21 protein-coding genes are annotated in these 19,998 nt (G+C 68.8%); 16 read left to right on the forward strand and 5 right to left on the reverse strand.

Going from position 1 to position 19,998, the window contains the following annotated elements; translation table 11 throughout:
• The first annotated feature begins 9 nt into the window (after window positions 1-9).
• The gene (gene hydA / locus ABIB25_RS13800) at window positions 10-1,437 is read left to right on the forward strand and encodes a dihydropyrimidinase (protein ID WP_354529027.1); all 1,428 of its coding nucleotides are present in this window, start codon (window positions 10-12) and stop codon (window positions 1,435-1,437) included.
• Here the strand turns inward: hydA and ABIB25_RS13805 are convergent.
• Window positions 1,416-3,107, reverse strand: coding sequence for a DUF885 family protein (locus ABIB25_RS13805; RefSeq protein WP_354529028.1), 1,692 nt, complete (start codon window positions 3,105-3,107; stop codon window positions 1,416-1,418). The two genes, hydA and ABIB25_RS13805, sit on opposite strands and share 22 nt — an antisense overlap.
• A gap of 136 nt (window positions 3,108-3,243) precedes the next feature.
• Between ABIB25_RS13805 and ABIB25_RS13810 the strand changes: the two genes are divergently transcribed.
• The 12 genes from ABIB25_RS13810 to ABIB25_RS13865 all read left to right on the forward strand — a co-directional run bounded on the left by ABIB25_RS13810 (window position 3,244) and on the right by ABIB25_RS13865 (window position 14,836).
• Window positions 3,244-4,275, forward strand: coding sequence for a LacI family DNA-binding transcriptional regulator (locus tag ABIB25_RS13810; RefSeq protein WP_354529029.1), 1,032 nt, complete (start codon window positions 3,244-3,246; stop codon window positions 4,273-4,275).
• A 209-nt stretch (window positions 4,276-4,484) separates the two neighbouring features.
• Entirely contained in the window at window positions 4,485-6,188 is a 1,704-nt protein-coding gene (locus ABIB25_RS13815) for an ABC transporter substrate-binding protein (protein WP_354529030.1), read from the forward strand.
• Between the two features lie 6 nt (window positions 6,189-6,194).
• Complete coding sequence (locus ABIB25_RS13820) at window positions 6,195-7,286, forward strand: ABC transporter permease (RefSeq protein WP_502919809.1); 1,092 nt, start codon at window positions 6,195-6,197, stop codon at window positions 7,284-7,286.
• The gene (locus tag ABIB25_RS13825) at window positions 7,283-8,245 is read left to right on the forward strand and encodes an ABC transporter permease (protein WP_354529031.1); all 963 of its coding nucleotides are present in this window, start codon (window positions 7,283-7,285) and stop codon (window positions 8,243-8,245) included. Before ABIB25_RS13820 ends, ABIB25_RS13825 begins: the two co-directional genes overlap by 4 nt.
• Window positions 8,246-8,247: 2 nt before the next feature.
• The gene (locus tag ABIB25_RS13830) at window positions 8,248-9,249 is read left to right on the forward strand and encodes an ABC transporter ATP-binding protein (RefSeq protein ID WP_354529032.1); all 1,002 of its coding nucleotides are present in this window, start codon (window positions 8,248-8,250) and stop codon (window positions 9,247-9,249) included.
• The gene (locus ABIB25_RS13835; RefSeq protein ID WP_354529033.1) at window positions 9,246-10,208 is read left to right on the forward strand and encodes an ABC transporter ATP-binding protein; all 963 of its coding nucleotides are present in this window, start codon (window positions 9,246-9,248) and stop codon (window positions 10,206-10,208) included. Before ABIB25_RS13830 ends, ABIB25_RS13835 begins: the two co-directional genes overlap by 4 nt.
• Window positions 10,209-10,262: 54 nt before the next feature.
• On the forward strand, window positions 10,263-11,450 hold the full coding sequence (locus tag ABIB25_RS13840) for an amidohydrolase family protein (RefSeq protein ID WP_354529034.1): 1,188 nt from the start codon (window positions 10,263-10,265) through the stop codon (window positions 11,448-11,450).
• Window positions 11,447-11,869 (forward strand): Rid family hydrolase, encoded by a 423-nt coding sequence (locus ABIB25_RS13845; RefSeq protein WP_354529035.1) that lies wholly within the window; start codon window positions 11,447-11,449, stop codon window positions 11,867-11,869. The genes ABIB25_RS13840 and ABIB25_RS13845 overlap by 4 nt, the downstream gene beginning before the upstream one ends.
• Complete coding sequence (locus ABIB25_RS13850) at window positions 11,866-12,987, forward strand: LLM class flavin-dependent oxidoreductase (protein WP_354529036.1); 1,122 nt, start codon at window positions 11,866-11,868, stop codon at window positions 12,985-12,987. The genes ABIB25_RS13845 and ABIB25_RS13850 overlap by 4 nt, the downstream gene beginning before the upstream one ends.
• Window positions 12,971-13,399, forward strand: a complete 429-nt coding sequence (locus tag ABIB25_RS13855) for a nuclear transport factor 2 family protein (protein WP_354529037.1) — start codon at window positions 12,971-12,973, stop codon at window positions 13,397-13,399. The genes ABIB25_RS13850 and ABIB25_RS13855 overlap by 17 nt, the downstream gene beginning before the upstream one ends.
• Before the next feature lie 28 nt (window positions 13,400-13,427).
• Complete coding sequence (locus tag ABIB25_RS13860) at window positions 13,428-13,814, forward strand: TIGR04076 family protein (protein ID WP_354529038.1); 387 nt, start codon at window positions 13,428-13,430, stop codon at window positions 13,812-13,814.
• Window positions 13,811-14,836, forward strand: coding sequence for an LLM class flavin-dependent oxidoreductase (locus ABIB25_RS13865; protein WP_354529039.1), 1,026 nt, complete (start codon window positions 13,811-13,813; stop codon window positions 14,834-14,836). Before ABIB25_RS13860 ends, ABIB25_RS13865 begins: the two co-directional genes overlap by 4 nt.
• Window positions 14,837-14,864: 28 nt before the next feature.
• Here the strand turns inward: ABIB25_RS13865 and ABIB25_RS13870 are convergent, their stop codons facing one another.
• The 4 genes from ABIB25_RS13870 to ABIB25_RS13885 all read right to left on the reverse strand — a co-directional run bounded on the left by ABIB25_RS13870 (window position 14,865) and on the right by ABIB25_RS13885 (window position 17,113).
• Entirely contained in the window at window positions 14,865-15,200 is a 336-nt protein-coding gene (locus ABIB25_RS13870) for a YnfA family protein (protein WP_354529040.1), read from the reverse strand.
• 170 nt (window positions 15,201-15,370) lie between these two features.
• Entirely contained in the window at window positions 15,371-15,673 is a 303-nt protein-coding gene (locus tag ABIB25_RS13875; RefSeq protein WP_354529041.1) for a hypothetical protein, read from the reverse strand.
• 43 nt (window positions 15,674-15,716) lie between these two features.
• Window positions 15,717-16,433 (reverse strand): dienelactone hydrolase family protein, encoded by a 717-nt coding sequence (locus ABIB25_RS13880; RefSeq protein ID WP_354529042.1) that lies wholly within the window; start codon window positions 16,431-16,433, stop codon window positions 15,717-15,719.
• Window positions 16,434-16,483: 50 nt separating this feature from the next.
• Entirely contained in the window at window positions 16,484-17,113 is a 630-nt protein-coding gene (locus tag ABIB25_RS13885; protein ID WP_354529043.1) for an MBL fold metallo-hydrolase, read from the reverse strand.
• A 125-nt stretch (window positions 17,114-17,238) separates the two neighbouring features.
• Between ABIB25_RS13885 and ABIB25_RS13890 the strand changes: the two genes are divergently transcribed.
• The 3 genes from ABIB25_RS13890 to ABIB25_RS13900 all read left to right on the forward strand — a co-directional run bounded on the left by ABIB25_RS13890 (window position 17,239) and on the right by ABIB25_RS13900 (window position 19,854).
• Window positions 17,239-17,376, forward strand: coding sequence for a hypothetical protein (locus ABIB25_RS13890; protein WP_354529044.1), 138 nt, complete (start codon window positions 17,239-17,241; stop codon window positions 17,374-17,376).
• A 266-nt stretch (window positions 17,377-17,642) separates the two neighbouring features.
• Window positions 17,643-18,275, forward strand: coding sequence for a hypothetical protein (locus tag ABIB25_RS13895; protein ID WP_354529045.1), 633 nt, complete (start codon window positions 17,643-17,645; stop codon window positions 18,273-18,275).
• Window positions 18,262-19,854: an FAD-dependent oxidoreductase gene (locus ABIB25_RS13900; protein ID WP_354529046.1), complete on the forward strand. Its 1,593-nt coding sequence runs from the start codon at window positions 18,262-18,264 to the stop codon at window positions 19,852-19,854. The genes ABIB25_RS13895 and ABIB25_RS13900 overlap by 14 nt, the downstream gene beginning before the upstream one ends.
• The last annotated feature ends 144 nt before the right edge of the window (window positions 19,855-19,998 follow it).

A 19,998-nucleotide genomic window follows, 5' to 3' on the forward strand; every position in this document is an offset into this window, starting at 1 on the left:
GACGCCTCGATGACGGACCACCCGACGAGAGGCGGCGACCTGGTGATCCGAGGCGGCACGATGGTCGACTCGGGCTGGCAGGGCCCTGCCGATGTGTGGATCGCCGACGGTCTGGTCAAGGCCCTCCTGTCACCAGGGGAGCCGGCGCCCGGCGCCCGCGAGCTCGACGCCCGCGGAAAGCTGGTGATGCCAGGGGGTGTCGACCCGCACTGCCACGTCGGCTTCACCTCCGGCGAGTTCTCCTCCCTCGACGACTACCGGCAGTGCACGACCGCGGCTATCTTCGGCGGCACCACCACCATCGTCGACTTCGCCATCCCGCGTCCCGGGCAGGAGCCGATCGAGGCCGCGGATCTCCAGCGCGCCATAGCATCTCAGGGCCTGTGTGACTCGGCGCTGCACGGATGCGTCGTGCAGTGGAACGACACCACTGCCGACCAGCTCCGCTGCATGGCGGCCGCGGGCATCCGGACGGTCAAGATGTTCACCACCTACCGCGGCGAGACGATGGCCGACGAGGACACCATCCTGGCGACGATGGCCACCCTGCGCGAGCTCGGCGGCATGGTCGTCATCCACTGCGAGTCGAATGCGATCGTCGAGGACGCGCAGCGCCAGTGCGCCGACGGTGACAAACTGCCGGCAAGCGAAATGGCCGCGAGTCGGCCGGCGCTGGCCGAGACCGCTGCGGTGGCAGCAGTTCTGGCCATCGCAGAGTCGCAGGGTGCACCGGTCTACTTCGTCCACCAGTCGACGGCGGCGGCGGTGGAACTCGTGGCGGATGCACGTCGACGGGGGCTGCCGGCGTTCACCGAATCGGTGGCCCACCACCTCACGCTGGACGACGCCAATTACGCAGCAGCAGAGCCCGAGCGCTTCGTATGCTGCCCGCCGTTGCGGGCGCGTGCGGAGGTCGAGGCGCTGGGCCGCCACCTGTTCACCGGCGCGATCACCACCATCGGATCCGACCACTGCTGCTACGACCTCACCCAGAAACGTTCCCACCGGCATGACGTCCGTCAGATGCCGAACGGACTGCCCGGTGTCGAAACGCGTCTACCGGTGATCTTCTCCCGGTTCGTCGTAGAGCAGGGCCTGCCGCTGACCGCCTTCGTGGCCCTCACCGCCGCGAATCCCGCCCGCACCAACGGGTTGTACCCGCGCAAGGGCTGTCTGATGCCGGGCTCCGACGCCGACATCGCGATCTGGGATCCGTCGATCCGATGGTCACTGCACAACGAGAACCTGCACATGGCCACCGATTACACGCCCTACGAGGGGCTCCAGGTCACCGGCCGCCCCGTCACGGTGCTCGTCGGCGGACGCGTGGTGGTGCACGACGGTGAACTGGTCGACGACCGTGCGCTCGGCCGGCACTTGCCCGCCGACCCGGTCGACCTCGCGGGACTGAGTCGTCAACTGGTCGGTGGCTGCTGACCGGGTAGCACCACCCCGATCTGCGCCAGCTGGTCAGTCAGGCCCAGGAACTCCCAGCGGCACAACGCGATCGGCACGTTGCCGTTCCGCCAGAGGTAGTCGTGCAGCTGCTGGATGTCGACGTCCTGACCGGGACGTTGCCGCGCCGCGTCGGCGATCAGCGAGAGGATCTGGGTCTTGCCGATCTGGTAGGAGATCGCCTGGCCGGGTCCTTCGGCGAAGTCGGCGGCCTCCTGCGCGGCGGTCGCCGCGTCCATCGGCACCTCGGTGCCCAGGTACCGCGCCGCCTCCGCAATGCTCAGCGTCCCGGTGGCCAGCCCGACGTCGACCTTGACCCGCAGGGCCCGCAGCCTCATGAAGTTGTAGAGGATCACGCGGGTGTCCGGTGCATCGTCGAAAAGCCCTGCGGCGAGTGTCATCTCCTCGTTGTAGAAGGCGACGCCCTCGTTCGCGCCGGAGTCGTAGAAGTGCCGGCGCAGCATCCTGGGATGCCTCCACGCGAGCGCGAGCTGCTGGTAGTGCGCTCCCTCGTGCACGATCCCGGCCCGCGGGTCGACGGCATTGGCGGCGTAGAAGTACGGAAGGTCAGGGCCGGGGGCGGGGGTGTACTTGACGCTGTTCTCGTCAAGGCGGGTCGCCGAGGTGAGGTCGTCGCAGACGCCCAGGAAGCCGAATGGTTCGAGATAGGCGGGCATCTTGGCAAAGAGATAGCGGCCCAACGATTCCGGCTGCGACAGCAGTCCACGTTCGACGTGGAACTGCCGGACCTCGGCCTCCTGGCGATCCTCCAGGGCCACCTGGGCCTCGATGTCCGCCGGCATCGGCGCGGGCGGACGGCCGGCGACCCGATTGCGGTTGCGCTCGAGGTGTTCGAGGGCGATGGCCCGATCCAGTTCGGCCGAGCCGATGGCCAGCAGTTGCTCCGGGGTGAAGGGCATCACCGCGACGTCGCGCAGGAACTGTTGGTAGGCAACAGCTCCCACCGGCACCCACGGCGTCATCGAGGGGTGCTGCTCGACGAGCCACTCGCGGAAGGTGACCAGAGCGGCGGCCGCTGCTCCGGCGGCCTCGGTGACCGCCGTGCCCAGTTCCGGGTAGATCTGCGCCAGCGCCGCACCAACGGCTGCACAGCGCTTCTCGATGTCGGTGAGTTCGTCGAGCGCGAGCGCTGCACACTCCGCGAAGGCATGGCCGGTCAGGTTCTCCCGGCCGGTGGCCAGGATTCCCGGAGCCGCGGAGAACAGCCGGACGACCTCGCGGATCCGCTCGGCGTCGACTCCGGGGCGAAGGAGCGCATCGAAGACCGTGCCGATGCTCTGGTCGAGGTAGAACCGCGGCTGGCGCTGCCAGGAGCGAACGACGTCCAGCTCCCACTCGACCCTGGCCAGCAGGGAGATCAGCAGTCGCCGGTCCACCAGATCGGACACGTCCTCGCCGACGTCGAGGGCCGCCAGCTCGTCCGCGAACGCAGAGCGCTGGTCGCGGATGCTGGCCACGGTCGCCGCGCAGAAGTCCGGGAGCCAACCGGCCGGCCGTTCCACCCTGGGGATGTCATCACGGTTGCGGGGTTGATGCACGATCTGCCACGACCAGATGCGCGACCCGAGTTCCTCCAGTGCCGCACTCCCGGCCGCAAGCGCAGCGACAGCATCGGCGGGTTGGTCCGGCATCAGCGTCTCCCCTCCGGCGCAGAGCCGGGAGCATCGTGGTCGAGTGGGCGCCTTCCTGCAGGTGGGCGCGAGTTCAATGTGATGATGGCACCTTCGGTGTTCGGGGGAACCGAGCAGGGGAATGGGGAGTGACGCCGTGGCGAACGATCTGCGTGAGGTGGCCCGGGCCAGTGGGGTGTCGATCAGTACCGCCTCCAGGGCGCTGGCCGGCTCGACCCTGGTGAGCGACGCGACCCGCGCCAGGGTGGAGGAGGCGGCGCGGCGGATCGGCTACCGGCCCAATGCCAGCGCACGGGCCCTGCGGACCGGCGGATCGAGGCTGGTGGGCCTGGTGATCACCAATCTCGTGAACAACAGCTTCCGGGTGATCGCCGAGATCGTGCAGCAACGGCTGGCCGAGGCCGGGCACCACCTGGTGCTCTCCATCACCGGCGGCGACGCCGAATCGGAACGGGCCGCCCTGCATACGCTGATGGAACTCGGAGCCTCCGGCGTCGTCGCCGTCGGCTCCGACAGCAAGGCGTTCGCCGAGGTCAAGGCGGGTGCGATGCCGGTCGTGCACCTGGGGCGGCGGCCGGCGAAGCTGGTCGGCGACTGCGTGCTGGGTGATGAAGGCGCCGGGGCCGGATCGGCGGTGGAACTGCTCATCAAAAACGGGCACCGCCGGATCGGCATCGTCTGCGGACCGGCGTCGGTGACATCGGGCCGGGAGCGGCTCGACGGCTACCGGCAGGCGCTGCTGGCAGCCGGCCGGCCGGCGCCGGAAGAGTTGGTGGTGGCCGGGTCCTTCACCGCGCGGACCGGCGTCGAGGCGGTCGACGCACTGCTCGCGCTCCCGCGGGCGCGCCGGCCGACGGCCCTGCTGGTCGCCAACCACGAATCCGCCTACGGGGTGCTGCCCCGCCTTCGTGAGCTGGGTGTCGCCATTCCGGAGGCGATGAGCGTCATCTGCTACGAGGATGCGCCGATCATGCACTGGTGGTGGCCGCCGATCACCGTGGTGGACAACCAGCCGGCGCAGATGGCCGAACTGGTGACGCAACTGCTGATGGATCGGATCACCGGGGTGCGCGCTTCGACAACCAGATCGGCGGTGCATCGAATTCCAACCCGTTTGGTCGAGAGAGGGTCGGTGGCGGCTGTTCCGTCCCGCGCCCCCGGCCGCTGACCCACCTGCCTCACGCGGTCCCACAACGGAGCTGGACATCTCCCACAACGGAGCTGGACATCGCTGGGAACCACGAATAGTTTTCCCATCTGTAACAACAGTGATTGACAGGGCAATGTGTCGGTGTCACCCTCGTGCAATCGTTTGCATTCCGGCAGCGAGAGGCATCGGGGTCGAGCGATCGGCTGACGGTGGTTGAAAGGGATCAGATGCGCATACGCAGTTGGACGGCCAGTTGCCTGGCGGCCTCCTTGGTGGTCGGGCTGGCCGCGTGCAGCAGCACCAGTTCCACGGCGACCAACCCCGTGGTCGGCAGCACCACCTCGGCAGCCGCCGGAAGTCAGGCCCCGGCGGCGGGCTCGTCCGCCCCGGCCGGCAGCACCTCGGCCGGCGGTGCTTCCAGTAGTAGTTCGGCCGCTCCGGTCGTCACCAGCAGCGGAACCCTGGTGGTCGACACCGCGTTCCAGCTGAAGACGGTGGACCCCGGCCGCATGTTCGAGCCGACCGGTCTGCTCATCGACCACGCCATGTACTCGACGCTGCTGACCTTCACCGGCGACGACGTGAAGAAGCCCGTCCCGGATCTGGCGGAGTCCTACTCCGCGTCGGCCGACGGCAAGGTCTACACCTTCAAGCTCCGCAAGGACGCCGTCTTCTCCGACGGGACCCCGGTCACCTCGGCCGATGTGGTGTTCTCCCTGAACCGGGTGGCCAACCTCAAGGGCAACCCGTCGTTCCTGATGGCCGGCATCACGGTCACCGCGCCAGACGCGTCCACCGTCGTGCTGACCAGCGCGACGCCGAACCCGGCGATCCCGTTCATCGTGCCGAACTCGGCCCTCGGCATCCTGAACTCCAAGGCCGTCAAGGCTGCCGGTGGTTCGGATGCAGTGGGAGCCGACAGCGCGGACAAGGCGGAGACCGCACTGAACACCAAGTCCCAGGGGTCCGGCCAGTACATCCTCGACTCCTACAGCACCACCACGCAGGTCAAGCTGACGGCCAACCCGAAGTACTGGGGCACGAAGCCGAAGTACGAGACGATCATCGTTCGCAACGTCCAGGCCAACGTGCAGAAGCTGAACGTGATCAAGGGTCAGTCGCAGATCGCGGTCGACCTCTCCCCGGCGCAGGCCGACGGTCTCGGCTCGAGCGTCCAGACGATCAGCGGTGCCTCGCCGAACGTCTTCTTCCTCTTCACCAACAACAGTGCGACCGTCTCGAAGGTCACCAGCAACCCTGACTTCCAGGAAGCCGTGCGGTACGGCGTCGACTACGACAGCCTGGTCAACCTCGCCGGATCCGGAGCGGTGCAGGCGAACGGCATCATCCCGACGATGTTCCTCGGCTCCCTCGCGGCCGGCACCGGCATCAAGCGCGACGTCGCGAGGGCCAAGGCCGCACTGGCCAAGTCGGGGATCACCGACCCGACCGTCACCTTGTCCTACCCAAGCGACATCCAGGTCAACGGACTCAACTTCGGAGACCTCGCGGCCCGCGTGCAGGCGAACCTGAAGGACGTCGGCATCACGGTGAAGCTCGCCCCGGCGTCGGTGCAGACCGCCCTCGACACCTACCGCGGGGGCAAGGAGGAAATGGGACTGTGGGAGTGGGGCCCTGACTACCCCGACCCGGGTGACTACCTGAACTTCCTGCCCGGCCAGGTGGTCGGCAAGCGCGCCAACTGGCTCGCCGGTCAGTCCCCGGCCCTCGAGGCCCTCGGCACCAAGGCCGGTGCCACCATCGACGACGCCACCCGCGTCACCCAGTACACCGAGATCCAGAAGATGATGAACCAGGCGGGCCCGATCATGCCGCTCATCCAGCCGGCCCAGATCATCGTTGCGGCGACCTCGGTCAAGAACGTGAAGGCGAACGCCCTCTGGTTGGTCAACCTCAGCGAGCTCGGCTAGCACTCGGTGAGCTCGGCTGAAAAACGCACCACCACCACCACGGCCGCCGTGCCGGTCTCGCGCAAGCGGGCCCGGCACGGCGATCTGTGGAAGTTCCTCGGCAAGCGCCTCGGCATCGGGGTGCTGCTGGTCTTCGGTGTCATGCTCGTCTCGTTCCTGCTCACCCAGCGTGTCCCCGGCGACCCGGCGGCTGCGAACCTCGGCCAGCAGGCCATCGAGGATCCGGCCGCCGTCGCCGCGTTCCGCGCCAAGTACGGACTGGACAAGCCACTGCCCGTGCAGTTCCTGACGTACGTCTGGAACGTCCTGCACGGCGACCTCGGGTTGTCCCAGCAGAGCCACCGCCCGGTCAGCACCGATCTGGCCGAGTACGTGCCGGCCACCTTCGAACTGGCCATCTTCGCCATCGTGCTGTCCCTGCTGATCGGGGTGACCTTCGGCGTCCTCGCCGCCGTCACCCGGGATCGCTGGCCCGACCAGGTGCTGCGGGTGGTCAGTCTCGGCGGCGTGTCGATGCCGACCTTCTGGATCGCCCTGATGGCGTTCTACCTGCTGTTCTTCAAGTGGGGGATCCTGCCCGGCGGCGGACGTCTCGATCCGACGCAGACCCCGCCGGACCACATCACCGGCATGTACACGGTCGACGCGCTGCTGCACGGCCAGTGGTCGCTGTTCGGCTCCGCGCTCTACCACCTGGTGCTCCCCGGCCTGGTCCTCGCCACCTACACGATCGGCCTCCTGCTGCGTTTCACCCGTGCGTCGGTGCTGGAGATCCTCGGCAACGACTACGTCAGGGCCGCAAGGGCCAAGGGCCTGCCGGAGCGGGTCGTGGTGATGCGGCACGTGCTGCGCCCGGCGCTGGTCTCGATCATCACCGTGGCCGGTGTCGCCTTCGGCAGCCTGCTCTCCGGTGCCGTGCTGGTCGAGAGCATCTTCTCCTGGCCGGGTCTGGGCGCCTACGCATATCTCAGTGCTATCAACCTCGACCTGCCCGCGATCATGGGCGTCAGCCTCGTGGTGGCAGTCGTCTACATCGGCCTGAACCTGCTGGTGGACGTGCTGTACGGCGTCATCGACCCGCGGATCCGGCTCTCGTGAGCACGCCAGAACCGGCCATGGGGGTCGACCTCGCGCTGGAGGGCCCGGCCGGTGCGTCCGGCCTGCTCGCCGGCGACGCGGCCGGCGACCAGCGCGGCAACCTGCCTGGCGACCTGCAGGCGGCGAAGAAGCGGTCGTCGTTGCCATGGCGGCAGCCGCTGGCCATCGTCGGGATGGTCGTCGTGCTGGCCTGGATCGTGGTGGCGATCTTTGCGCCGCTCATCGCCCCGTCGGACCCGCTGGCCCAGGACTTCGTCCAGCTCAAGGCCCCGTCGGCCGAGCACTGGCTCGGCACCGATGAGCTCGGACGGGACGTCCTGTCCCGGATCATCTACGGTGCAAGGGTTTCGCTGCCGCTGGCGGTCCTGCTCGTGCTCGGCGCGATGATCTTCGGTACGATCCTCGGGTCGCTGGCCGGCTTCTTCGGCGGTTGGGTCGACGCGGTCGGCATGCGCCTCGCCGACATCGTCTTCGCCTTCCCCGGCATCATCCTGGCCATGGCGGTGGCCGCCGCGCTCGGTCCGGAGCTGCTCAACGCGGTGCTGGCCGTCATCGTCGTGTCCTGGCCGGCGTACGCCCGGCTGGTTCGCGGGTTGGTGCTGTCCGCCCGTGGTTCGCAGTACGTCATCGCCTCCCGGCTGCTCGGTGCGTCGCCGCTCCGCGCGCTGGTCGTCGACATCCGGCCGAACGTGCTGGGCCCCATCCTGGTGATGGCATCGCTCGACGTCGGCAACGCCGTCCTGCTGTTGTCCGGCCTGTCGTTCCTCGGCCTGGGAGCTCAACCGCCCACCGCGGAGTGGGGCGCCATGGTCGCCGCCGGCGCGCAGAACTTCGACAAGTGGTGGATCGGGCTGTTCCCTGGCCTTGCCATCCTGACGGTCGTGCTGGCCTTCAACTTCATCGGTGACTCGCTGCGGGACGCGCTCGATCCGCGCACGGCAAAAGCGCTGCGGGACTGATCATGTCGACCCAACTCCTGACGGTGGAGCACCTCAGCGTCGCGTTGAGCACCAGCCGCGGCTCCTTCAAGGCAGTGGACGACGTCTCGCTGACCGTCGGCACCGGCGAGATCGTCGGCATCGCGGGCGAGAGCGGCAGCGGCAAGACCATGACGGCGCTGACGCTCCTCGGTCTGCTCCCGCACGGTGCCCGGACGGCCGGCTCCGTCCGCTTCGACGGCACCGAGTTGCTGACCAGTACGCAGCGGGCGCTGCGCAAGATCCGCGGCCGGCAGATCGCCATGGTCTCGCAGGATCCCGCGACCAGCCTCCATCCCATCCTGACGGTGGAACGGCAGCTCACCGAGCACATGCGCCATCACCTGGGGGTCAGCAAGAGCGAGGCCCGGACCAGGGCGATCGATCTGCTGGCCACGGTGCGCATCCCGGACCCGGAGCAGGCGCTGAGCACCTATCCGGGGCAGTTCTCCGGAGGGATGCGGCAACGCATCGCCATCGCGGTCGCACTGGCCTGTGAACCGCGACTGCTGCTCGCCGACGAGCCCACCACCGCACTGGATGTCACCGTGCAGGCCGGCATTCTTCGCCTGCTGCAACGACTCCGTGAGGAGCGCGGGCTCGCGGTGGTGATCATCACGCACGATCTCGGGGTGATGTCGGCGTTGGCCGACCGGGTCTGCGTGATGTACGGAGGTCGGATGGCCGAGGTCGGTCCGCGGTCCGAGATCCTCGCCCAGCCACGGCATCCGTACACCAGAGGCCTGCTCGACGCCCTTCCGCACCCGGAGGCCGGCGCCGCCGAACTGCGGCCCATCGCCGGTAGCCCGCCCAGCCTGGGCAAGGTCCCGTCCGGTTGCCCGTTCCACCCGCGGTGTCCATCGGCCCAGCCACGCTGCAGCACGGACCGACCCGAGCTGCTACCGATCGCCCCCGGCCATCTGCTCGCCTGCCCGGTCGATCCGCTGAAGGTCCCGTCCGCGGCCGGATCGGGTGGTGGCGCATGACGCCGCTGGTGGAGGTGTCGGGTCTGTGCGTCGACTACGGACGCGGCAGCGGCCGGGTCCGGGCCGTCGACGGGATCGACCTGACCGTCAATCCCGGCGAGATCCTCGGCCTGGTCGGCGAATCCGGTTGTGGCAAATCCACCCTCGGCCGCGCCATCGTCGGTCTCGAGCCGGCGGCGGAAGGATCCGTCCGTTTCGAGGGCCAGCCGGTGGCGCCGCTGGGTCGCCGCAAGCGGTCCACCTCGCTCCGCAAGCTGCAGATGGTGTTCCAGGATCCATACTCGTCGCTGAACCCGCGGCGCCTGGTCGGAGATCTGATCGGTGACGGTGTCGTGCTCGGTGGCGGCACCAGAGCCGCTGCGGCGCAGCGGGTCGTCGAAGTACTGGGCCGGGTCGGCCTGCCGTCGGACGCCGCGCAGAAGTACCCGCACGAGTTCAGTGGCGGGCAGCGTCAGCGCATCGCGATCGCTCGGACGCTGGCCGCCGACCCGGAGTGCCTGGTCGCCGACGAACCGATCAGCGCGTTGGACGCCTCGGCCCAGGCCCAGGTGGCCAACCTTCTTGGAGATCTGGTGCGGCAGACCGGTCTTGCGCTGGTCTTCATCTCCCACGACCTCTCGGTGGTGCGGCAGATCGCCGACCGGGTGGCCGTGATGTACCTCGGGCGGATCGTCGAGATCGGTGCCACCAGCAACGTCTGGAGTGCGCCGGTGCACCCGTACACCGAGGCCCTGATCGCGGCGATCCCGCGGGCCGACGGCGCCGGGATCCTGCCGATCGACCTCCCCGGTGACGTTCCCGACCCGGCCAGCCCGCCCACCGGCTGCCGGTTCCACCCGCGTTGCCCGATCGCCGAGGACCGTTGCACTCTCGAGGATCCCCGTCCGGTCCTCATCGACGAGCGCGAGGTGGCCTGCCTCGTCAGGGCTCCGGCGGCAGTGGGTTCCGCTGCGCGCTGAACTGGGTCCCGGAAGATACAAAATCTGTTGCAGCGAAGAAGAAGGAGCTCCACCGTGTGGCTGGTGAACGCCAATGTCGTCGACGTCCTGACCGGCGAGAAACTGCTCGACCGTGCCGTCCAGGTCGGTGAGGACGGCCGGATCGTCGAGGTGGCCTCGGCTCCGCCCGTGCTGGCCAAGGACGCGGATGTCGTCGATGTCGCCGGACGGTGGCTCCTGCCCGGCCTGATCTCCTGCCACACCCACCTGTCCGTGGTGTTCCCGTTCTCCGACACCGACGAACAGGAGGACCCGGCGATCACGGCCTATCGGTCGGCGACCAGGGCGCACCAGGCGCTGCAGGCCGGCATCACCACCATCCGGTGTGTGCACGAGCAGAACCAGGCCGATCTGTCGCTCCGCCGGGCTGCCGCGCGGGGCTGGATCAGCGCACCCCGAATCCGTGGTGCCGGTCGGGCCGTCTCGACCGTCGGCGGGCACGGCGAGGGCGCCGCTGCCGTGTACGCCACCGGCGAGGAGGAGTTCTACCGGGCCGCCGCGGCCGAGATCACCGACGGTGCTGACCATGTCAAGATCTTCATCACCGGGGGGCTGGCCAAGAAGGGCGAGAACTACGACACCCTGGAAATGGCCGATGGCGAGATCCGCGGGGTGGTCCGCGCCGCCCACGAGCACGACAAGTACGTGGTCGCCCACTCCGGCGACGCGGTGGCGATCCGACAGGCACTGGCCCAGGGCGTCACCTCGTTCGAACACGCCTACCGGCTCGACGAGGAAACCGCACGGATGCTGGTCGGCCCCAATATCTTCGTGACCCCGACGCTGTGCGTCACCCGGAGCGAATCCTGGATGCGCGCCAACCACTTCGAGGAACATTCGATCCAGCAGGCGCTGGCTGCGGCCGACGATCACCTGCTGAGCATCCAGCGGGCAATCCGGGCGGGTGTCACGCTGGTGAATGGAACCGACTATCCACCAGGGGATCTGGTGGACGGGGTGCCGGCAGCGGTGCACGAGATGCTGCTCATGGCGGACGCCGGGCTGACGCCGCTGCAGGCGCTGCAATCGATTTCGAGCCAGGCGGCCCGGCTGCTGCGGATCGACGACCACGTCGGGCAGATTCGGCCCGGTTTCGTCGGTGACCTGATCGCGGTCGACGGGGACCCGCTGGCCGATCTCGATGCGCTGCGCAACATCTCGCTGGTCGTCCAGGGTGGCCGGGCTGTCCGTGGCGCGGCATGAGCGCTGACATTCCCTCGTCGCAGCCGGGAGCGTCGCTGACTCGCTTCCGAGACGGTTCGGCCTGGGAGACCGTGGCCGGATACAGCCGGTCGGCGAGGTCGGGCAACGTGGTGGCGGTCAGCGGCACCACCGCTCCGGATGGTGCGCGGCTGTTCCCGGGTGACACCTACGGGCAGACGGCGTCGTGCTTGCGGCAGGTCGTCGCTGCGGTCGAAGCGTTGGGCGGCAGGGACATCGACATCATCCGGACCCGCATCATGCTGGTCCCCGGCGCCGATGTCGAGGGCGCGTCCCGCGCCCATCTGGAGGTGCTGGGGCACGTGGCCCCGGCCAACTCGCTCTACTTCGTCGCCGGTCTCGTCGGAGAGGGCCTGCTCGTCGAGGTGGAAGGCGACGCCGTAGTCGGGGGGACGCCGTGACCTGGTCCCTGCGCCTCAACAACGACCTGGCGGCCGACGAGCTGCTCGACATCGCCCTGCTGGCCGAGGATCTCGGGTGCGACCAGCTGTGGGTCTCCAACGATCTGTACCTGCGTTCGGCTCCGGTGTTGCTGAGCGCGCTGGCGATGCGCACGAGCCGGATGAAGCTGGGCATCGCGATCATGAACCCGTACTCCGTGCACGTTTCGGAGCTGGCGATGGTCGCTGCCACCCTGGCCGAGGTGTCCGGCGGCCGCTTCCTGCTCGGCGTCGGGGCCGGTTCGGAGGAGTTCCTGAGCTGGGCCGGGCTGGCCCGTCCGCGGCCGTTGGCGACCACCGCGCAGACGGTGGCGGCACTCCGCCGGATGCTCGGCCACCAGGACGTCGATGACGCCGACCTGCCCTCCTGGTTCGGGGACCACAGCGTGCTGCGGTTCGACCAGTCCGGGGTGGTGCCGGTCTACGTGGGCGGGATGGCCCCGAAGATGCTGGCCATGGCCGGCCGGCTGGCCGACGGCGCGCTGCCCCTGCTCTATCCGCCGGAGCACTATGTCACTGCGCGGGCCCAGGTGTACGCCGGCCTGGCCGCCGCCGGCCGGGATCCCGCCGACTTCGACCTGCCGGCCTGCATCTGGGTGTCGTTGTCCGACAACGGTTCCGCCGGTCGGGCGGCGCTGGCCGAGAAGCTCGCCTACTACGGTCCGTCGATCTCGCCGTACCTGCTGGCCGAGGTCGGTCTGACTCCGGAGGACTTCCTGCCGGCCGCCGCGCTGGCCCAGCGGGGCCGCGCCGCCGAGGCCGTCGCGATGATCGACGACCGGATGCTGCGGTTGGGCATCGCCGGCGACGAGGAGGACGTGATCCGCCGCTGCCGGGCCCTGCGCGACCTCGGCGCCGCCCACCTGTCGTTCGGGCCGCCACTCGGGCCGAATCCGTTGCAGGCGGTGCGGATCCTGGGCGAGAGGGTGATGCAGGCCCTGGGCGCCGCTGTCGAGGGGGACTCGATCTCTGAACGGGAGCCGGCCCGCGACCTGGGCCCGGCCACCGACCTGGATTCGGTCCCCGATGTGGATTCGGTCCCCGAGCTGGAGGAGCACGTCGATGTCCGCACTGCCTGACGGAAATTCTGATCCGGCCTCGGCGCCCGGTCTGATCTGGGCGGCCACGCTCGACATCTACGCCGGCTTCCTGGCGTCCGACCGACCCCGGATCGACGCGCACCTGCATCCCGATGCCACCTTCTGGGATACCGACGAGCCCGAGCTGATCAGCGGCAGGGCCGAACTCGACGCCGTGCGCGATCGGCGACCTGCCGCCGACGGCGGGCGGACGGTGACCGCGCTGGACGGCGTCGATCCCGTCATCGACGTCTGGGGTGACACCGCCCTGGCACGCCACTGGGTGACGGTCCGCTTCTCGTCGAACGACGTGCCGGCGCAGAGCGTCCGGGTCACCACCGTCTGGCGACTGACCGACGGGCGCTGGCTGGCCGTGCACAACCACGAGGACGTGCGGGCGACGAGCCGATGAGACCTGATCGCCGCCGCATCCTGCCGGCGTGCTCGGTGAGGCGCTATGGCGTCGTCGGGAGTGGGGTGTCGTGGTGAAACACGGTGCCGAGGGCGAGGAAGACCGTTCGATGGAGCTGTTCGACCTCCGGGTGACGGTCGAGCGGATCGAAGGGCGCTCGGTCTGCGGGATGAACGTCGGCGACTACTTCGAACTGGTCAAGTCCTCGCAACTGCGGATCCCGGACGGGCAGCACTTCTGCGTCTTTGCTCTCCAGTCGGCGTTGCCGTTCCTGGCCGCGAAACAACGCAAACTGGCGTCAGCGGACTGGTTGGAGACCGATTCGCTGATCTGCTGCCCCGATCCGGACGAGCGGTTGGTGATGCGGATCGACCGCATCGGCGTCCGGACCATGGATGCCGGTGAGCTGACGTGACCGGTGGCCCCGTCGAGTCGGGCCGTCCGGTCGAGATCGGGTTGGGGCTGCAGACGGACAAGCCGGTGGGCCGATACGCGGAGTTGGCGACGGTGGCAGAGCGGTGCGGGTTCGAAGTCGTCAGCGTGTTCGGTGACCTGCTGTTCCAGCCGCCGATCGTGCCGCTGCTGGAGATGGCGGCGGTGACGAGCCGCGTCCGACTCGGGGTGGCCTGTTGGAATCCGTACACCCAGCATCCTTACGAGATCGCCGGGCAGCTCATCGCTCTCGAGGCTGCGTCGGGTGGCCGCGCCTACCTCGGGCTGGCCCGCGGGACCTGGCTCGGAGCCATCGGGGTGGAGCAGCCCCGGCCCGTCGAACACGTCCGGGACGCGGTGTCCGTCATCCGGGCCCTGATTTCCGGTGAGGACGGTGGGGTCGACGGCCGCTCGTTCCGGCTCGCTCCCGGTGTCCGGCTGCGGTATCCATTGCCGGCCCGGATGCCTCCGGTCCTGATCGGCACCTGGGGGCCGAAGATGGCAGGGTTGGCCGGGGAGATCGCCGACGAGGTCAAGATCGGCGGCAGTGCCAACCCGGCGATGGTCGCCGTCATGCGGGAGCGGATCGGGGTCGGGACCGAGAACGCCGGCCGGTCAACCGATTCCGTCCGCATCGTGGTCGGCGCCGTGACGGTGGTCGACCGCGACGGCGCAGCGGCGAGGGCCAGGGCCCGGTCCGAAGTAGCGATGTACCTTGCCGTGGTGGCGGCGCTCGATCCGGGTGCCGACGTCCCGCCCGACCTGATCGCAGCCATCGGCAAACTGGTGGACGAGGGGGAGCACGAGGCTGCGGGCGCTCTGATCCCCGATGATCTGCTGGATCTCTTCGCCTTCTCCGGTACCCCGGATCAGGTTGCTGCCCAGGCACAGTCGCTGATCGACGCCGGTGTGGGACGGGTGGAGTTCGGGACGCCGCACGGACTCGACGACGCCGGTGGCATCGAGATGCTCGGCCGGGACGTGCTTCCGCTGCTGCGTCGCTGAGATGACCTGGTTTGCGGGGCTTCTCGTCTCAGGCACCGCGGGGGGCATACATGATGACCGCGACCCCGAGTAGACAGATCACTGCGCCCGCGATGTCGTAGCGGTCCGGCTTGAACTTGTCGACGACCATGCCCCAGGCCAAGCTGCCGACCACGAAGATGCCGCCGTATGCAGCCAGGATCCGTCCGAACTGGGCGTCCGGCTGCAGGGTCGCGACGAAGCCGTAGAGCCCCAGCGCGATCACCCCGCCGCCCACCCACAGCAGCCCGCGATGCTCGCGCACGCCCTGCCAGATCAGCCACGCCCCACCGATCTCGGCAACGGCGGCGAGCACGAACAGCAGCAGGGACCGGACGATGAGCATGCGCCAACGGTATGACGGCTCCTTCCGCCTGCACGACCCAGGCCCCGACGTGGGCCGCACCGGTATGACGGCGGGCCGCACCAGTATGACGTGGGCTGCACCGGTATGACGGCGGGCGGCCATACAGGTGCGGGCCGGGTCATACCCCTCGGCCTGCGGCGGGGTCTGGCTCATACCGGTGGCACAGGTGGCATCGGCGGATCGCGTCGGCGGACGTGCAGGATGCGGTCGACGGTGTCGTCGACCATCGCCGAGAGGTCGGGCCAGGGGAAGGAGGGTCGGGCGGTGCGCATGTGCACCATCCCGTGCACGAACGCCCAGAGGCTGGTGGCGACGAGATGCGCCTCCACATCGCCGGCCGGTGGCCCGAGCGCTCCCGCCACCTCGCTGACCAGCGACTGGAAGGTATCGCGTCCGACCATCAGCCCAGACGGCCCGATCAGTTGGCCGCGGGTGGAGGCGGCGAAGATCACCGAGGCAGACCGAGTTTTTTGGTCAGTTTCAGGTGGTTTCGGTTCAGGCTTGGCGAAGATGCGTGTCGAAGAACTCCAGGATTCGACTCTTGGCGTGAGCGGCTGCATCGTGGTCGTAGCCGACGCCCATGACCTTCATCAACGGAGTCAGCGGCGAGGCGACGGTGACCCGGTTCATGAAGCCGTGCCGCGCCTCCGGGTACTCCTTCACGTCGTGGGTCGCCCCGGACTTCGTAAGGGCCGCTTCGATTTTCGCAGCCGCACCGGGCAGTCCCTTGTCCTTGCCACCGAAGCTCGCGACGATCGGGCAGGGCGCTGACAGCACCTCGTCGACATTCTTCGGCAACTGCCCGTAGTTGACCGACGCGGCACCCCAACCGGGACGGCCGGCCATCAGGAGCGCGAAGCCGCCGCCCATGCAGAAGCCGATCACGCCGACCGTGCCCGTGCAATCCGGATGGGCGGCGACGGCGACGCGGACCCGCTCGAGCTGCTCGAATATCGGCCCCTTCTGGGACGTCAGCTGGCGAAAGGCGCCCTGTACGCAACGGATGGTCGACCGCCCCTCGTACAGGTCGGGCATCACCGCCAGATAGCCGGCCGCAGCAAGCCAGTCGGCCTGTTCCTTCATGTCGTTGCCGGCCCCGAAGGCATCGTGGACCACGACCACCCCGGGCCACGGGCCCTCCCGGTCGGATACCTTCACCGGTCTGGCGAGATAGTCGGTGGCGAGGAGCTCGGTGGGTGCGGTGGTGGCCATGATGTGAAGGTACGCCCGGGTCGCCCGTACCCGGCCGGTCGGCGACCGGGTCAGTGTCCCCGGACGATCCACTCGTCCAGGTGGGGTGCCTCGGCGCCGATGGTGGTGTCGTCGCCGTGCCCGGTATGCACCTCGGTCGCGGCCGGCAGGTTCAGCAGCTTCGTGCTGATCGAGTCGATGATCGTCGGGAAGTCGGAGAACGACCGTCCCGTGGCGCCCGGTCCGCCGTTGAACAACGTATCGCCGCTGAACAGCGCGCCGAGTGCGGGGAAGTAGACGCAGACCGCCCCCGGAGCGTGCCCAGGGGTGTGCAGCACCGTGCCCTCCACCCCCGCGACGGAGATGACCTGGCCGTCGGTGAGGTCGGCGTCGGGCCGGCGGTCCTGGTGCTTCATCCCCCAGAGGTGGGCGTCGGCCGGATGGAGCAGTATCGGTGCGCCCGTCAGCTCCGCGAGTTCCGGAGCGGCGTCGATGTGATCGTCGTGTCCGTGGGTGGACAGGATGGCCACCACGCGTCGACCGCCCACCGCCTCGGCGATGGCGTCGGCGTCGTGCGCGGCGTCGATGACCAGGACCTCCTCGTCGTCGCCGACCAGCCAGACGTTGTTGTCCACCTCCCAGGACCCGCCGTCGAGCGAGAACGTGCCGGAGGTGACGACCTTGTCGATGCGCGCTGCCACGGGACTCCTTCTACTTCGGTTGCCGCCGGCCTCTGGTCGCGCGGTTCGGGGTGGAGTCCCACCTTTTCACGAACCGTCGCAGGTTGGACTCGTGTGTTGGGTAAGTGCAGGCTAAGCTTGGCTACGTGAGCCCCAAGAAGCCGAAGAAGGAATGCTGTCTCGATCGGCCCCGCTGCAGCCGTTGTCCGCTGCGAATGCTGGCCGAGGGCACGCTCCCGTCTGGCTACACCGTGAAGAAGCGGAAGCTCGTCAAGATCAAGTAAGGCTGCGTTGACCTTCCAATGCAGCCGCTTCCCAGGTTCTCCACAGGCTCTGGTCCTTGAGATCTCAACTACTTGCTCTAGTGTCCCGGTTGTCAACAGATCGTTCGTAGCGATTCACGCAACGTCACCGCTGACGCGTCGAACCATCCGAACTGCATCGTCGTTTCCCTCTTCAGGGACCGGTGCAGAACCCGCTGATCGTCCCGACCAGGCGTCACCGCAGTCGCCGTCGAGCTCACGCCAGACCTCAACTGAAGGAGACGCCCGTGCCATCACCCAGGTCCGATCCATCCAGACGCACTTTCCTCGCCGGCTTGGCCGGTGTCGCCATCGTCGGCGTCGCCACCGGCGGTGCCATCCTCTTCAATCGCGAGGACACCGCCGTTGCGGCGCCGGCATCCTCGGCTGCTGCGACTTCTTCCCCCGCTACGAGCTCCGCGGCGGCGGTGGCTTCCCCGGCTGCCGCAAATGCGGCTGCGTCGTCCGAAGCCTCGTCACCCGCTGCGCAGTCGAGCACCAGCGCAGCTCCGGCGGCGGCCTCGGCGGCGCCTTCCACCTCCGCGGCTGCTACGTCGGCCGCATCTCCCGCGGCCGCGGCCAGCACGTACAAGAACGGCAAGTACACCGAAACCGGCGACTACGACAGTCCCTCCGGCACCGAGAGTGTCACCGTCACGGTCACTCTCGCTGCGGACGTGGTGACGGCGACGACCGCGACCGGCAGTGCCGACTCCGGACCGTCCGCCCAGTACCAGGAGCAGTTCCTCGCCGGATACTCCACCGAGGTCGTCGGCAAGGAGATCGATTCGGTTTCCCTGTCACGTGTTTCGGGATCGTCCCTGACCTCCAACGGTTTCAACGCAGCACTCGAGAAGATCAAGTCCGATGCACAGGCCTGACGCCCTTGTCGACGCGCCCGAGGCGGCCGTCGGCACCACCATCGTTGGGCCGACCTCCGGGGCATTCGACTTGAAGCAACGGCTCGACGACCTCACCGGACGCATCACCATGTACCGACTCGTGCTGCTGGGCCTCGGGGTGATCGGCGTCGCGGCCGTCGTCATCTCGGCGACCGGTGATCTCACCTATTCTCTCGGTGAGATCATCGTCAGTGCAATACTTCTAGTTTCGGTCACCTACGTCTCGAACCAGATCTTCGCCGGCATGTTCGCGGTTCGCCCGCACACCGAATCGACCTTCATCACCGCAGCGCTGCTGTTCTTCCTGTTCCAGCCCTCCACCGATTCCAAGGCCCTGGTCGCGATGGCCGTCGCGGCCATCGTCGCTTCCGGCTCGAAGTACCTCCTGGGGGTGCGGGGACGGCATCTGTTCAACCCGGCCGCGATCGGCGCGGTCTGGGTGTCGCTCTTCGGGATCGGTGACGCCGGTTGGTGGGTGGCCAATCCGATTCTGGTCTGGGTGACCCTGGTGGTCGCCGCCCTGGTGCTCTACCGGACGCGGCGACTGCCGTTGGGTGCCCTCTTCGTGGCCATTGCCCTGGTGATCATCATGGCCAGGACCTTGTCCGACGGCGCCGACCCCTCGGCCGCGTTCCAGGCCGTCTTCACGTCCTACCCGATCCTGTTCTTCGCCGGCTTCATGCTCAGCGAGCCGCTGACGTTGCCGCCGCTGAAGTGGCAGCAGTACCTGGTCGCGGCTGTTGCGGCCGTGATCTTCTCGGTGCCGATCACCGTCGGATCTGTTTTCCTGGGCCCGGAGTATGCCCTCGTCATCGCGAATCTGGTGGCTTTCGGTTTCGGGCAGCGGCGGGGGATCAGCCTGGTGTTGCAGAAGCGCACGCAACTCACCGCCGATACCTTCGTGTTCTCGTTCCGCCCGCGCAAGCCGGTCAGTTTCCAGGCCGGTCAGTACCTGGAACTCACGTTGCCCCACAAGGGGGCTGACGCCCGGGGGTCCCGTCGGGTCTTCAGCATCGCATCGGCTCCTGGTGACGACGAGTCGATCCGGCTGGCCATGAAGATCCCGACGAACTCCAGCACCTTCAAACGTGAGCTCGCCCGGTTGCGCAACGGCGATGCACTGACGGCGACCACTGTCGGCGGCGATTTCCTGCTGCCGAAGGACCCGGCCATACCGCTGCTGATGATCGCCGGCGGCATCGGCATCACTCCGTTCCTCAGCCAGTTGCAGCATCGGGCGGCCGGGCCCGGGAACGACGGCGTGGTGGTCGTCTACGCCGTCGGCTCACCTTCGGATCTGAGTCACGTCGAGGAACTCGAGCGGTCGGGCGCCACCGTCATCGTCTCCGGCCCTGACGATTCGCGTGGCCTGCCTGCGTCGTGGCGATTCGCCGGACCCGGCCGCGTCGATGGGGCCAAGCTGTCCCGGCACGTCCCCGACATCGCCGCCAGGCAGGTCTTCGTCTCGGGCCCACCGGCGATGGTCAACGCCGTCCGCTCCGGCCTCCGCGCCATGGGGGTCCGCAAGGTCAAGGCCGACTACTTCAGCGGCTACTGACCCCCCGCACCCCCGCTGGCCCCCCGAAACCCCGCTGGCGGGGGGGGGGGGGGGGGGGTGGTGGGGGGGGGGGGGGGGGGGGGCGCGCGGGGGGGGGGGGGGGGGGGGTGGGGGGGGGGGGGGGGGGGGGGCCCCGGGGGGCCG

The sequence above is a fragment of the Nakamurella sp. UYEF19 genome, assembly GCF_040546275.1.
Classification (GTDB): Bacteria; Actinomycetota; Actinomycetes; order Mycobacteriales; family Nakamurellaceae; genus Nakamurella.